This window comes from Hylemonella gracilis str. Niagara R, from assembly GCF_000600295.1.
GTDB classification, from domain to species: Bacteria; Pseudomonadota; Gammaproteobacteria; order Burkholderiales; family Burkholderiaceae_C; genus Hylemonella; species Hylemonella gracilis_A.
In genome coordinates this window covers 3,415,800-3,430,313 of sequence record NZ_JEMG01000001.1, presented here as the reverse complement: position 1 = coordinate 3,430,313, position 14,514 = coordinate 3,415,800, and the positions used below count along the sequence as shown (strand labels likewise).

General features: G+C 65.2%; 12 protein-coding genes. 6 read left to right on the top strand and 6 right to left on the bottom strand.

The window, feature by feature from the left end; genetic code table 11:
- Positions 1–142: 142 nt before the first annotated feature.
- Together AZ34_RS15600 and AZ34_RS17745 are read right to left on the bottom strand one after the other, a co-directional pair.
- Positions 143–1,612 (bottom strand): sigma 54-interacting transcriptional regulator, encoded by a 1,470-nt coding sequence (locus AZ34_RS15600; protein WP_035609732.1) that lies wholly within the window; start codon positions 1,610–1,612, stop codon positions 143–145.
- Positions 1,609–2,247, bottom strand: a complete 639-nt coding sequence (locus tag AZ34_RS17745) for a hypothetical protein (RefSeq protein ID WP_051509937.1) — start codon at positions 2,245–2,247, stop codon at positions 1,609–1,611. Before AZ34_RS17745 ends, AZ34_RS15600 begins: the two co-directional genes overlap by 4 nt.
- Positions 2,248–2,592: 345 nt before the next feature.
- Between AZ34_RS17745 and AZ34_RS15590 the strand changes: the two genes are divergently transcribed.
- Genes AZ34_RS15590 through AZ34_RS15565 form a run of 6 tightly spaced genes read left to right on the top strand, consistent with a single transcriptional unit; the run spans position 2,593 to position 10,385 of the window.
- The gene (locus AZ34_RS15590) at positions 2,593–4,191 is read left to right on the top strand and encodes an SUMF1/EgtB/PvdO family nonheme iron enzyme (protein ID WP_035609726.1); all 1,599 of its coding nucleotides are present in this window, start codon (positions 2,593–2,595) and stop codon (positions 4,189–4,191) included.
- Positions 4,188–5,657 carry a hypothetical protein gene (locus tag AZ34_RS15585; RefSeq protein ID WP_155831843.1) on the top strand — a complete coding sequence of 490 codons (1,470 nt, stop codon included), beginning with the start codon at positions 4,188–4,190 and terminating at the stop codon, positions 5,655–5,657. The genes AZ34_RS15590 and AZ34_RS15585 overlap by 4 nt, the downstream gene beginning before the upstream one ends.
- A 1-nt stretch (position 5,658) precedes the next feature.
- Positions 5,659–7,254: an ABC transporter substrate-binding protein gene (locus AZ34_RS15580; RefSeq protein WP_035609720.1), complete on the top strand. Its 1,596-nt coding sequence runs from the start codon at positions 5,659–5,661 to the stop codon at positions 7,252–7,254.
- Positions 7,251–8,135 (top strand): ABC transporter permease subunit, encoded by an 885-nt coding sequence (locus tag AZ34_RS15575; protein WP_035609718.1) that lies wholly within the window; start codon positions 7,251–7,253, stop codon positions 8,133–8,135. The genes AZ34_RS15580 and AZ34_RS15575 overlap by 4 nt, the downstream gene beginning before the upstream one ends.
- A complete protein-coding gene (locus AZ34_RS15570; protein WP_035609715.1) occupies positions 8,119–8,925 on the top strand; it encodes a hypothetical protein in 807 nt (268 codons plus the stop codon). The genes AZ34_RS15575 and AZ34_RS15570 overlap by 17 nt, the downstream gene beginning before the upstream one ends.
- Entirely contained in the window at positions 8,922–10,385 is a 1,464-nt protein-coding gene (locus tag AZ34_RS15565; protein WP_035609712.1) for an ATP-binding cassette domain-containing protein, read from the top strand. The genes AZ34_RS15570 and AZ34_RS15565 overlap by 4 nt, the downstream gene beginning before the upstream one ends.
- Positions 10,386–10,414: 29 nt before the next feature.
- On the opposite strand, the gene AZ34_RS15560 is transcribed toward AZ34_RS15565, so the two are convergent.
- The 4 genes from AZ34_RS15560 to AZ34_RS15545 all read right to left on the bottom strand — a co-directional run.
- Positions 10,415–11,227, bottom strand: a complete 813-nt coding sequence (locus tag AZ34_RS15560) for a hypothetical protein (RefSeq protein ID WP_035609710.1) — start codon at positions 11,225–11,227, stop codon at positions 10,415–10,417.
- 49 nt (positions 11,228–11,276) lie between these two features.
- A complete protein-coding gene (locus AZ34_RS15555; protein ID WP_035609706.1) occupies positions 11,277–12,881 on the bottom strand; it encodes a sensor histidine kinase in 1,605 nt (534 codons plus the stop codon).
- Between the two features lie 28 nt (positions 12,882–12,909).
- Complete coding sequence (locus tag AZ34_RS15550; RefSeq protein WP_035609703.1) at positions 12,910–13,545, bottom strand: bifunctional 4-hydroxy-2-oxoglutarate aldolase/2-dehydro-3-deoxy-phosphogluconate aldolase; 636 nt, start codon at positions 13,543–13,545, stop codon at positions 12,910–12,912.
- An 82-nt stretch (positions 13,546–13,627) separates the two neighbouring features.
- On the bottom strand, positions 13,628–14,514 hold an 887-nt coding region (locus AZ34_RS15545; protein WP_035609700.1), incomplete at its 5' end, for a dihydroxy-acid dehydratase.

Genomic DNA, 14,514 nt, shown 5'->3' with positions numbered 1-14,514 from the left:
AATCCCTATTTAAATCAATGGTCTAGGTGATTTTTTGGCGCTCATCCCAAGCGCTGGGCGGAAAACGGTCTGTAAACCCCGTTTTTTGTCGCCAGGAGGCGACGTGGACCGTCGTGTGGCCCTGGGGTGAAGAAAAAAATCCTTATTCATCAATCACTTGGCCTTGTCGTTCAGGGGCGACAGATCCGCTGGGGTTGTTGGTGCCCGCCCCACCCGGGCTGGTTTCGCCCCCGGGTTTGAACCGCCCCGGCGTGAGCCCGTGCTTCTGCAGCAGTCGGTAGAACTCAGTGCGGTTGCGCTCGGCCAGGCGGGCCGCGTCGGCCACATGGCCATCGGTGAGCTTGAGCAGGTTGACGAGGTAGCTGCGCTCGAAACGCTGCTTGGCCTCGGCGTAGCTCAGCACCTCGACCGAGGGGGTGCGTAGCGCGCGCTGCACCAGGGTCAGCGGCACCAGCGGTGTGGTGGCCAGGGCGCAGACTTGCTCAACCACGTTGTGCAACTGGCGCACATTGCCGGGCCAGGGTGCGGCGGCAAGTGCCTTGAGTGCCTCGGGCGCGAAGCCGGCGAGCTTGCGTCCCCGCTCGTTGCCGTACTTGCCCGAGAGCTTGCGCAGGAAGTGGTTGGCCAGCAGGGGGATGTCCTCGCGCCGTTCGGCCAGGGTAGGCAGGTTGAGCGTGACCACGTTGAGGCGGTAGTACAAATCCTCGCGGAACTGGCCGGTGTTGAGCGCGGTCTCCAGGTCGCGGTGGGTGGCACTGACGATGCGCACGTCCACCGGGATGGACAACGAAGCACCCAGCGGCCGCACCGCGCGCTCCTGCAGCACGCGCAGCAGCTTGACCTGCAGGGCCAGAGGCATGTCGCCGATTTCATCGAGCAGCAGCGTGCCGCCGTCGGCCGCCTGGAACAGGCCCTTGTGGTTGGCATGCGCGTCGGTGAAGGCGCCCTTGACGTGGCCGAAGAGTTCGCTCTCCAGTAGATTCTCGGGAATGGCGCCGCAGTTCACCGCTACAAAGGGCTTCTTCGCGCGCGCGCTGGCGTTGTGGATGGCTCGCGCCAGCAGTTCCTTACCGGTGCCGCTGTCGCCGCGCAGTAGCACACTGGCGTCGCTGCGCGCGACCAGTCGGGCCTCGGCCAGCAGCTCGGCCATGCGGGCGGAGCGGCTCACGATGTCGGCGCGCCAGGGTTCGGTCGCTGCGGCGCTGGTCGCTGCGGTGGTGTCGGGCGCGGGGGCGCTGTGCAGCGCAAGGGCCTGGGCGATCTTGTCGAGCAGCTCCTTGCCGTCGAAGGGCTTGGTCAGGTAGGTGTAGACGCCGCGCGAGGTGGCCTCCACCGCGTCGGGAATCGAGCCATGCGCGGTCAGCAGAATGACGGGCAACATAGGGTGTTGCGCATGCACTTCGTCGAACAGTGCCAGGCCGTCCTTGCCCGGCAGGCGCACATCGGACAGCAGCAGTTGCGGGCGTTCCACGGCGAGCTGGGTCAGCGCGGCTTCGGCCGAAGCGGCCGTCAGCACGCGGTAACCCGCCGCTTCCAGCCGCATCGTCAGCAGGCGCAGCATGTCCGCGTCGTCATCGACAACGAGCAAGGTCGCGGATGCGGCGGCGCTCATGGTGATGGACCTGCTTGGTTCGGGGTGGAGTGCTGGGGTGCCGGGACGACGGGCACGGGGCCGGTCGTGATCCGGGACGAAGGCACTGGGGATGCAAGGGGTAGGCTGTCTTCAACGGCGCGCATCGCGGCGATCTGGCCGTTCAACTGCTCGATGCGTTTCTGGTGCTCACGCAGCAGCTGGGCCTGTTGCGCGTTGGATGCCTGCAGGTCTTGCTGCTGGGCGTGCAGCGCTGCGAGCAGCTGCGCGAAGGCGAGTTGCTGCGCGCGCAGCGCGGTCTGGCCGTTCTGGGCCGCCATGGCCTTGAGGCGCTCGATTTCGGCGCCCAGCGCCTCGGGGGTCAGGGAACACAGTGCCACGGCATAGTCCAGCGCCTCGACGGCGGTGCCGAGTTCCTGCGGGTCGGCTGAAACCGGCGGGGCGTTTGTGTTGACAGCGGTGTGCGTGATGGGCTGTTGGTTCACGAACGGTAGATCCACCGATAGTGACCAGCCTGACGGCGGCCAGAGCTGCGCGGCGCAGCCAGCCAGTTGGCTCAGCACGACCGCGGCCAGGCCCACTGCCAGCGGGCGGGCGGGCGCAAGACGCGCACATGGTAAGCAGAACAGGCGCAGCGGGTGGAAAGCAAAGGTCATGAAAAACGGTTCAGGGTGGACCGTCGGGCGGCAAACTGATGCGGAAGTGTGCACCAGATGCCCACGCGCTGGGCGCGACCAAGGGCATTGCCTGCGGGCTGATCGGCTAGCAATGTAATGGGTTCGCCATGGGCTTTGATGCATTCCTGGACCATGGACAGGCCGATGCCCCACAGGGCGTGCGCGGCGTGATGCACCCCCGCGCAGACCGTGTTTCAGTTTTGGATATCTGCAAAAATTTGAAACAAATCACACAAACGCGCTTCTCTGGCTGGAAAGTAGGATGTCCTGCCCTAGGATATGGTTAATTGGGGACTTCAGCCCATGGAGACCCGGAAAGGAAGAATGAAGAAGCACATATACACGCTGGCGACCTGTTGGATATTGGCGTTTTCGACGGTGTCGCACGCTGCCAGCACCGACTTTGTCGCCACCCATATGGAGGCCGGCTACCACTATGGATTCGGGTCCGGTGCCTCCGAGGCCGAGGCCCAAGCCGTCGCCTTCGATGATCTGGTTTACAACCTGCTCACCGAAACCGGCGCCATCAAAAAAGAGCGGAAGAACAAGGTGGTTCTGACCGCCGAGATGAAGGCTGCGGTGGCTGCGGTGGCTACGCGCCCTTACACCGCGGACAAGAAGGGCAACATCTTCCAGGCCTCATACCGGGTGTCGAGTGGCGACTGGGCCAAGGCCGAAGCAGCCCGGACGTCCAAGCTCGCCGCCGACCTGGGACCCAAGTTTGACGCGGTGGTGAAGGGCAAGGGTGCCCTGGGCGACCGTCTCTCCCAGGCCGTCCAGATCGATGCCGCACTCTACCGGGCAGGCGTTGCCCTGACGCTGCGCACTGGCGATGCCTCGTCCCCGCTTCTCTCACAGACCATCGAGACCTGGGCCGCCGCGCAACTGGCGGGTGCCACGGTCAGCCTGAACCCCAAGGATGGCCTGGTTCAAGGAGGCGCCACCTTCACCGTTGTCGTCACCACCAAGGGTGGCTCCCCCGCCGCCGGATTGCCCCTGAGCGTGGTCTGGTCTGCGGCCGACGTCGCGGCTCCCGCCCAGAGCGTCGTCACCGACGCCAAGGGAACGGCGACCTTTTCCTATCCCAGCGGCGACGCCTTCAAGAACACGCGGGCCGTGCTGACGATCACCGGCGACTTTTCCCGCAAGGCGCCTGAAGTGGCGTTCCTGGCGTCCCTCGACGCCGGCTTGAAAACCGAGGCGCCCTACCGTAATGCCGAGGAATTGGCCCAGGTTGCCGACAGTCTGGCCAACGTGGCCGCCGGCACCTACACGGTCGGCAAGGTCGATCACGATCGCCGCGCCAGTGGCAATGAGAAGCCCCGGACCGTCACCGTTGCCGCCTTCGCCATCGCCAAGGGTCCCGTGACCAACAGCCAGTTCCGGTCCTACCTCGATGCCACCAACGTGCCCCAAAGCGAGTGGCCCGAGTACCTCGACTCGGACAACTTCAACGGTGCTGACCAGCCCGTCGTTGGTGTCAGCTACGAGCAGGCCGTGCGCTACACTGCCTGGCTTTCGACCGCCACCGGCCAGAAGTTCCGTCTTCCCACCGAAGACGAGTACGAAATCGCCGCCCGGGCCGGTCAGAATTCGATCTTCCCCTGGGGCGATCAGGCGCCCACCGATGGGGTCCGGGCCAATTACTCGAACAACAAGAAGTTCAACCACCCCTCGCCGCCGGGATCCTTCCCCAATGGTAAGAATCCCCTGGGTCTGAACGACATGGTCGGCAACGTGTGGCAGTGGACCTCTACGTCCCCCGACGCCAACATGAGCGCCGATCCTTCCTACAAAATCGTCAAGGGCGGTTCCTGGATGGACGGCCCCAATGAGCTCCGCATTTCCAACCGTCGTGCTGTCGACCCGAGTCAGGGCGCCAGCGATATCGGGTTCCGCGTGGTCCGGGAGGCCGCCCAATGAAATTTAAATTCGTGATCCTGGCCGTTCTGGCCCTGTTCCTGGCTTCGTGCGCGAGCATGAAGTTTTCGATGATGAAGGACGACGAGCTCATAGCCGGCGGCGTGAAGGAGTGGAACGCCGGCAAGTTCGAAGCCGCCCGGGGCTACTGGTCCAACATCCAAGCGGCCAATGTCAAGAGCCAATGGATGGGCTACCTGGACCAGAAGGCCGACCTCGATAAGACCGTCGACGCCGCCGCGGCCTTGCCGGTGACCGCCGAGCCCCCCCTGGTGGCTGGCTGGAATAACGCCGTCAAGGGCGCCAGCGGCTTCCCCTCTGAACTCAAGCTGCCCGCCGACATCAAGACCCAACTCGCCCCCGTGGCCAAGGCCGTGGTTCGCTTGCGGCTCAACGCCAACAGAATCTCGAGCGCCAGGGACTTCATGAAGAGTTCCAGTGACTTCTTGGGCGACGCCGTCGATTACGCCCCCGAGAACAAGGAGCTGGCTGCCATCGCCGACTTCCGTGCCAGGGAAAAAGGTCCTGATGACCTCGTGGCTGCCGCCCGGGGTAAGGACGCCCTCGACGACAAAATCGAGGCTTACGAAGCCGCCATCGCGGAGTATGGCAAGGTCGAGGCCGCCATGGCCGACATCCAGAAGGCCGGCAACTACCCGGCCGGGTCCATCATTGCCTTGGCCTCCGATAGGACACGTCGCAAGAGGGTCGACACCCGCAACGAGATGGAGAAGACCTTGCGGGACCACGCCTACTCGTTCAAGGACCGGATTGGCGAGGAGTTCGCCCGCCAGCCTGACCCGGACAAGGTGGGCAACATGACCCTCGACGACATGCTGGCGTTCAACCAGCAGACCAAAGCCAACATCGACAGCCTGCAGGCCGATGTCGTGGCCTTCGCCGCCAAGTACCCCAGGGTGATCGACAAGGACATGCTCAAGGACGTCGAGACCCAGAAGCAGGAACTGCTGTCTCGCATTGCCGTGGTCACCGCCGAAATCGAGAAGGCCAAGAAGGACGCGGCCATCGCCGCCGAGATCGCCAGCCGCGGCAAGGCCGTGCAGCCCATGCTCATCGGCATGTTCAACCCCGTTCCCGGCGCCAAGGGTCCGGACCAAAAGAGCCGCCCTGCCAAGTTCAGGGGCGCGGTCAAGAATTCGCCGGAGTACTGGTGGGGCATGGTGGAGATTGCCAAGGGCGTCCTGAACGACCTGGTCATCACCGTCGATGACAGCCGCCCTGTCCGTGTGTTCAACGAGAACACCAAGTCGGGCAAGGACATTGAGTCCAAGAAGCTCAAGGATCTGGTGAATCGCCAGTACAAGGTGGGCAATTCCTGGCCTGTCATCAACGCTGGAGCCCAGCTGACCTCGGGGAAATACTTCTTTGAGCTGGGCAAGACCAACGACGACGGCAAGTATTCCGGCGACGCAGTCGTCTACAGTTCCTTTGTGGTGAGGATGCGCTGATATGGCTCAGAAAAAGAATGCGATCATCGTGGGGTCCATCGCGGCCCTGGTTTTGGCGGCCACCGCCGCTGTGTTCATGTTCTGGCAGCGGGAGCCCGAGGGCCTCGTGGTGGGTATCTCGAACCTTCCTGACTCCCTGAACCCCGTGCTGGAGCAGAACTTGCAGGGCATGAACGCCAATGAACTGGTGTTCGACGGATTGGCTAACTTCGAGGTCGATGCCGCCTCGGGCAAGCTCAATGCCGAGCTGGCGCTGGCCGACTCCATCAGCCAGGACCCGGCCACCAAGACCACCTACACGGCGGTCCTCAAGGACGTGAAGTGGCACGACGGCACCCCCGTCACCGCCGCCGACGTCGCGTACTCCTTCGCCGCTTACATGGCGCCCGAGAACAAGTCGCCCAAGCGGGACTACCTGAACTCCTTCATTTCGTCGGTCAAGGCGCAGGACGCCAAGACCGTCATCATCGAGTTCCGCAAGCCCATCCCTGAGTTCCGGGCCATCCCGGTGTTGACCTTCAAGATCATCCCCGAGAACTACAAGGGCAACAAACTGTCGACCAATCTTCGTGCCGGCGAGAAGGAGCGGGCCTTCGCGACCGCGCCCGTGGGCACCGGTCCCTTCGTCTTTGACACCTGGGAAATCGGCAAGTGGGTGACCTTCAAGGCCAACCCGAGTTATCTGCGTCACCCCCCGGCCACGTCGAGCCTGGTCCTGCGCAGGGTGCTTGACCCCGTGATCCGGCTCAATGAGTTCCGTGAGGCCCGCATCAACCTGATCCTCGAGACTTCGCCGGCCGACCGGCCCATGGTCGAGAAGATGGGCGGCGTCCAGTTCAGCTCCTTCATGCCATACGCCTTCTATCAGGTCGCGATCAACAGCAAGAACCCCGCCTTCGCCTCGGCCACGGCCCGCTACGCCCTCTCGGCCGCCGTGGACCGCAAGGCCCTGGTTCCCGGGGTCACCGACCGCGACGATCTGACCATCGTCAATGACGGAGCTTTCCCTTCCGACCTGTTCAGCCGCAACTTCGCCGAGTACAACGTGCCTCCTTTCGGGGCCACCCATCCCTACGATGCCGCCACGGCGGTCTCCTTGGCCGAGAAGTCGGGTCTCAAGGGCCGGACCGCCGTGCTGCTGTTCCCCGACTCCCTGGGGGATCTGGGGCAGAAGATGGCCGACAGCTTGGTGGCCCAGTACGCCAAGATCGGCTTGACCGTCGAGGCCAAGCGCACTGGCGACCAGGTGTTCAACCGCCTGGTCTTCAATGAAAAGAAGTATGACTTGGCTCTGGTCTACGCCGAGGGCTTTGACAACCTCTACTCCGACATGGGCAAGTGGTACCGGAGCAATGGTCCCTTGAACGTGACCGGCGTCGCCGACCCGAGCCTGGACGCCCTGTTCCAGACCTGGGACAACACCGTGGTGGCCACCGACTGGATCAAGGTCACGCGTGACCTGCAGACCAAGATCGGCACTCTGCAACCCTCGGTGCCCCTGGTCAGCCTCAAGAAGGACGTCTATTCCCGGGCCATCAATAACATTGTCATCGCCTCGGACAATCCCTTCCTCTCGGTCGAGGCTTGGGCCCAATGAGGTTCCTGCGCTTTCTGGCCCTCGAGCTGGGGTTGCGCGGGGTGGTCTTCACCCTGGTCGGAACCCTGGCCTTGGTGGGCCTTTACCTTGCCTCCGTCGGTGCCTCGGCGGACCTGTACCTCAAGACCTTTGGGGCCTTCTGGTCCATGGTCACTCTGAATCCTGATTTCTCGCTCGAAACGGCGGGGTTCAGTGCCGGGGAGATCATCAGCTCGGGCGCGGCCATCACGTTCCCCTTGGCCTTGGTCTCGTTGCTGTTCCTGGTGGTCATCGCCCTGGTGGGCGCCTCAACCTCGGCCTCGTCGACCTACCTGCGTACCGTGCAGGGAGGGCGCAAGGCTGTCGGGCTGGGTGCCGTGGGCGGCCTGCTCGCCTCGCTCTTGTCGGCGGTTCCGCTCTTCGTCGGGTTCTGGCTGTTGTATGGCGCCTCCGGGATGAATCCCTCCCCCATGCTCATTGCCCTGGTGGTGGTGGTTCTTGGCGGTCTGGGCTGGGACGCTGCCCGGTTCTTGACCCTCGACATGAAGCGCCAGATCGACACGACCCACACCCTGGTGTTCAGCACCCTGGGGCCGGCGGTCGGCCGGGTCCTGCCGCTGCCGGGGACGGTGACCGGCTATCTCCTGAACTCGGCGGCACCCCGGTTCATCCCCTACGTGGCCGGAAAAGTCCCGGCCATCATCGGCGGCGTCACCATCGCCGAGATGGTCTTCAATTTCCCGGGGCTGGGCAGCACGTTGCTGGACGCCCTGGTCAACATGCAAACCGATACCCTGATCGCTGCGGTGTTCGTCCTTCTGGCCGTCAACGCGCTGGTGACCTTCTTGGTCAAGTCGGCCCTCTTTGCCCTGTATCCGCGGTGGTATGAAAAAGCTCTTTGAGATTCTGGGCATGGCCGCCGTGGTGGTCATGCTCACGCCCTTCCTGTTTGCCTGGGTTCCCGGTGCAGGGGAGTGGTCCGTCGGTCTGCCGGCGGCCTATTGGCACAGCCTGGTGACCAGTTTTCGCCAGTTGTCCATCACCCTGGCCTTCACTGTTTTTGTGGCCGGTGCCGTGACCGTGGTCCTGGGTTACTGCTCGATCCTGTGGCCCGTGGTGGGCAAGACCACCGCCGCGGTGCTCGACGCGGTCGAGTCGATCCCCGCCATCCTGGTGGCCCTGTTCTGCTACGCCCCCGTGGCCGTGGCCCTGGCCAGCAATTCGGCGTCGACTTCGACCATTTTGTCCTTGAGCGTCTTCATCTTCGCCGCCACCCTGACGACCCTGCCCGAAGCGGTCCGCGGCGTGGCCTTGCCGCTGGGTGAGCTCTATCACCGCAAGTACTCCGTGTCGCTGCGGTCCTACGGCTTCACCCGGGGGCGGATTCTGGCCGTCCTGTTGAATTCGAAGGACATGCGCGACGTGCTGCGCCGCACCGCCGCCGTGATTCTGCTCAAGACCCTGGTGCTGGATTGCTCATTCAGCTTCATCATCCAGGTGGGCATGGGTGCCAACGGTACACCGGCCCACACCAGTCCCGGCGGCCTGATCGCTGCCTGGCGCATGGTCCTGCTGCGGGACATTGACGGTTCTCGGGTGATGTTCTGGCTTCCGGTCATTCTGTTGGTCATGGTGAGTTTCGCGTTCCTGCTTCTTTTGGGACAAGACAAGCAAAAGGAGCAGCACACATGAACGCTTCCCCCGTCCTCGTCAACAATTTCACGGTCCACCTCAAGGACCGGCTGCTGTTCGACATCGATAGATTTGAGCCCGTCCCCGGTACCTCGACGGTGATCACCGGCACCACGGGTTCAGGCAAGTCGGTTTTCCTCAAGACCTTGGCAGGGCTCCTCTATGGGCCGTTTGCCATGGCTGGCGGAATGAAACTCCATGGCATCGATGCCTATGTCGGCGGCAAGAAGACCAGCCTCGAGACCTGGCGCAGCATCCTCCACGTCGGTCTGACCTTCGTGCCGGCCGAGACGGCCCAAGCCATGAATCCAGCCCTGTCGCTGGAGCAGAACCTCAAGATCATCTGCCCCGAGGCCCGGGATCTGGTCGAACGGCGGCTCAAGGAATACTTCAACCTCGACTTCACCCGCTACGCCAAGCAGTATCCCGACGAAGTCTCCGGTGGTGAGCTCCAGCGCATCACCTTGATGATCCTGCTCTCGCGCAAGGCCGATCTGGTGCTGCTGGACGAGCCCACCGTCAACCTTGACCGGCAATTGCGCAAGCGCTTCATCACCTTCCTCAACGACGAGATCCTGGGCAAGGGCAAGACCATCCTGATGGCCAGCCATGACCTCGACTTCGTTCGGGCCCTGCATCTCGATGTCATCCTGCGCCTCGAGAACCAGAAGCTCATCTCGCTGGACAAACTGCCCGACGACGTCGTGATCGACAAGGAGAAGGACGATGGCACCGGCGCCGCAGGTCTGGACCTGAGGGATGTCAGCCAGCACTACATGGTCCGTGGGGTTTTCGGCGACCGTCCGAGCTGGGCCTACAAGCACCTGAACGTGACCTTCCGCCGCTCCCACATCTATGGCGTCACCGGCCCCTCGGGCTGCGGCAAGACGACCATGATCAAGGCCATCCTGCGGCTCTTGGACGGTACCAGCGGAACCATCGACCTCGGTGGCCAGGATCTGGTCGCCTTGAAACCCCACGAGCGCGGCGGTGACCCCGAAGCCTTCAAGCCCTACCGGCGCAAGATCGCCATCGTTCAGCAGGACTCCCGGTTCTCGTTCTTCCCTGATCTGAAGGTGAAGGATTCCCTCAAGGAGATCGGCAAGGTCTATGGTGATCCAGCCCTCTACGCCGAGGACCGGGTGCAGGCCTTGATGGACAAGATCCAGTTGCGCCGCGTGCTCCTGGACAACCTGCCCCGATCGCTCAGTTCTGGCGAGATGAAGCGCATGGACATCGTCCGTGCCCTGGCTGCCGAGCCCGATGTGATTCTGTTGGATGAGCCCTTTGCCCACATCGACTTCGAGACCCGTGCCCTGGTCATGAAGGCCATCGCCGAGTACTTGAAGCGCAAGGCTGCGATCCTCATCGTGGTCACGCACGAGGACTTCGACCTGCAGTACTTCATCCAGACAGACTACGACTTCTTGAGCCTGGTCGACAACACCCGCCCGGTTTAAGGGGGCGAACGACGCTGGAACGCCGCCCGTCAGCGCTTGGGGTTGGTGGGCGCTTCTTCGACCATGTTGGTGGCCGGCCCTTCCTCGTTGGTGCTCCGGTCCGTCGTGTCGCCATGGCCCCGGTTGCCGTTGCCTGACGTCGGCGCTTTGCCAGGCGAGGCCGCGGGGCGCGGGGGGGCACTGGCTTTGGGCCAGGACGCGGGAGGGGGCGCTGTGCCCGGCGCACCCGTCGTGGCGGGCAAGGGCGCCACAGGGCTGGTGGTGGGGACCGGCGTGGGCACGGGCGAAGTACTGGCTGCGGGCAGGCTGTACTCGACGGCGCGCATGGCCTCAATCTGACCGTTCAATTGCTCGATCTGGCGCTGGCGCTCTTGCAGCTGTTGCGCCAAGCGCTCGTTGGATTCCTGCAGTCGATCCTGCTCAGCGTAGAGTTGTGCCAGTTGTCGCGCGAAGGCCAGTTGCTGGGAGCGCAAAGGGGTGTGCCCGCTCTGGGTCTGGAGGGTTTCCAGGCGTTCGATCTCGCCGGCCAGTTCGGCCGGCCGCAGCGCACACAAGGCCTCGACATAGGCCAGAGCCTCGCGGGCGTTGCTGGGTTCCTTCAGCGGCCACGGCGCGATGGCAGCTGGTTCCGGAGGAGGGTCCGCGGGTGGCGGAACCGCCGCTGCTTGCTTGAAAGGCAGGTCGACCGACAGCGTCCAGTCCGAAGGTGGCCAGAGCCGCGCCGCACAGCCGCTCAGCTGCGCGAGGACCAGGCCCGCCACCAGCCAGCCAGTCACGCGGGCGCGCGCCGCCCAAAGGCAGCGCGGGTCCGAGTCATGCGACGAGTGCAAGAGCAAGGTCATTGGGGAAAGTCGTGAGGCAATTCGCGAGCGCGTGATCCGTCGCCTGTCGTCACATGGCGCGCTCATGTGGTAACTCGATGCGGAAGCAGGCGCCAACAGCCTGCGCGTCGGACCCGGGGGCATCGTCGTCCAGGGCCGCATCATCCAGCAATTTGATGCGACCGCCATGGGCTTCGATGTACTCCCGCACGATGGACAGGCCGATGCCGCTGCCGTGCAAGGCGTGCGCTGCTTGCTGCTCGGGCTGCCGTTGGCCCCGGTAGAAGGGTTCGAAAATGCGCGTGCGGTCCACTTCGGCAATGCCAGGGCCCTGGTCACCGATGTCCAGCAGCACCCAGCCCGGGCGCAGATGGAAACTGAAGTCGATGACCCCGCCCGGGGGCGAGAAGCGGATGGCGTTGGACAGCAGGTTGGCGATGGCGATGGCGATTTTTTCCTCGTCCAGCTGCAGCGTCGGCAAGGTGGTGCTCGCGGTCCGTGAGCCGTCCGAGGATTCCAAGGGGGGGCCCATGCGCACCCGTACCACCAGGCTGCGGCCGCGCCACTGCAGGCGTTGCGCCTCGATCTGCGCGCTGACCAGCGCGTGCAGGTCCACCGGGCGGCGCTTGAGCTGCCGGGCCTCGAAGGCTGCCGCATTGAAGCGCAGCAGCGCTTCGATGCGCTGCTGCAAGGTCTGCGCGTTTTGGTGCAGGATGCGCGCCACTTCCTGCTGGCGCTCGTTGAGCGGGCCGGTCACCCCGTCTTCGAGCAGGGCCACGCCTTCGCGCAGCGCGGCCAGCGGCGTCTTGAGTTCGTGCGAGACATGGCGCAAGAAACGCGCCTTGTCGGCGTCGAGTTCCATCAGCCGCAGGCGCAACCAGTCCAGTTGCAGGCCCAATTGACGCACGTCGCTCGGGCCGCGGATGGTGATGGGCTGGTCGAGCCGGTTTTCCCCCAGTCCCACGATGGCGCGCTCGATCTGTCGTAGCGGCCGGGCCAGCCACAGACCCAGGCCCACGGCCAGGGCCAGGGCCAGGCCCACGGCCACGCTGACCAGGGCACTTAGGTTGCGCTGGCTGCGCGCCAGCCGCTCACGCAGGGCCTCGGCGTTTTGCGTGATCAGTTGTTGCACGCTGCGGCCGAGCTGCTGGGTCAGCAGGTCCATGTCGCGGAAGGCGCGTGCCACGTTGCGTTCGCGGGTCAGGGCCTGCCGCAAGGACGGAGCGCGGCTGGGCGCCATCAGCGCGCGGATACGTCCGTGCTGGGTGCGCCACTCCCCTGCGGCTGCCAGGAGCGCGCCGTAGGCCTGGTCAGTGCCGTCCTGCAGCGCATCGGCGTCGGGCGAGCGGGACTGCGCCGCCGCTTCCAGCAGCAGCTTGAGTGTGTCCTCGGCGGCCTGGGACTCTTCCGTGTAGCGCTGGCGCAGCGGTAGATCGTTGAGGATCAGCGATTGCCGCGCGGCGCGTTCCATCGCGGTCGAGTGCGCGGCCAGGGTCTGGGTGGCGGCGTTCAGACGCAGGGCGCGCGAGGCGCCCTCGCCATGTTCGTTCATCAGCCGGCCCAGCGTGAACACCGCGCTGATGGCCGCGCCGCCTAGCAGCAGGGCGATCAGGATGAACGCCGCCAGCAGCCAGTGCCGGAACGCGGCCAAGCGCAAGAGAGCGGCGAGCTGCATGCGGCTGAGTGGCAGCGGGGGACCGGCCTCAGGCGCCGGCCGTCTGTGCCTGGGCGCTGGCCTCGCGCGCCAGTCGCGTGACGGCGGCCCAGTCGCCACGCGCCAGCACATCGGCGGGCGTGAGCCAGGAGCCACCGACCAGAGCCACATTGGGCAGTTGCAGGAAGGACTGCAGATTGTCGGGGCTGACGCCGCCCGTGGGGCAGAAACGCATCTCGGGCAGCGGACCGGCGAGGGCCTTGAGCATGGCCAGGCCACCGGCCTGGGCGGCGGGGAAGAGCTTGACCAGGCCGTAACCCGCGTCGCGTGCGGTCATCACCTCGCCCGGCGTCATCACCCCGGGCACGAAGGGCAGTTGCGCGGCCTGCACGGCATCCAGCAGGGCGGGCGTCATGCCGGGCGAGAGGGCGAACCGCGCGCCCGCGTCCTTGACCCGCCGTGCTTCCTCGGGGCGTATGACGGTGCCCGCACCCACGCAGAGTCCGGGTGCGTGGCGCGCGGTGGCTTCGATGGCGGCCAGCGCGGCCGGGTGGCGCAGGGTGATCTCGATCACGTCGATGCCGCCCTCCAGCAGGGCGTCGGCCAGGGGAGCGGCCTGTTTCGGGTCGGTGATGACGACCACGGGAACGATGCGGGAACGAAAGGAGGGCAAGGGCAGGGTCATGGTGAAGCGAGACGATAACAAAACACAAAAACCGCAATGGCGACGCATCGCCAGCGCAGGGCGGAAGCCGGTCGGCCTGGGCTCAGCCCAGCAGCGGCGAGGCGCCGGCCTCGGCGCGGCCCGCATGCTGGCGGAAGAGGGCGAACAGGTCGCGGCCCACGCCGCTGTGTTGCGCGGACAGATCGGGCGCGTGCACCCGGCGTGCCGCCAGCTCTTGCTCGGGGACTTCGAGCAGCAGGCGGCCAGCCTCGCAATCGAGGTCGATCATGTCCCCGTCGCGCACGCGCGCGATCATGCCGCCGTCCAGCGCCTCGGGGCTGAGATGGATGGCCGCGGGCACCTTGCCGGAGGCACCGGACATGCGACCATCGGTGACCAGGGCCACCTTGTAGCCCTTGTCCTGCAGCGTGCCCAGCGCCGGGGTCAGCTTGTGCAGTTCGGGCATGCCGTTGGCGCGTGGGCCTTGGTAACGCACCACGGCCACGAAATCGCGTTCCAGTTGGCCTTGTTTGAACAACTCCTGCAGTTCCTGCTGGCTGTCCACAACGACGGCGGGCGCGCGCACGTGGCGGTGCTGGGGTTTGACTGCCGAGGTCTTGACCACCGCGCGGCCCAGATTGCCTTGCAGCAGCTTGAGGCCGCCGTCGGCGCTGAAGGGGTCGGCCACGCCGCGCAGCACGTCGGTGTTTCCCGAAGTCGAGGGCACGGGCCGCCAAGCCAGGGCCGCGTAAGGACCCGCGCCATCTTGCCAGGGCTCCTGGGTGTAAGCCTCCAAGCCCTGGCCCATCACGGTACGCACGTCCGGGTGCAGCAGTCCGGCCGAGAGCAGTTCACGGATCAGGAACCCCATGCCGCCGGCCGCCTGGAAGTGATTCACGTCGGCCGTGCCGTTCGGGTAGATGCGGGTGAGCAGGGGCACGCTGGCCGACAACTCTGCGAAATCGTCCCAGTCAATCAGCACGCCGGCGG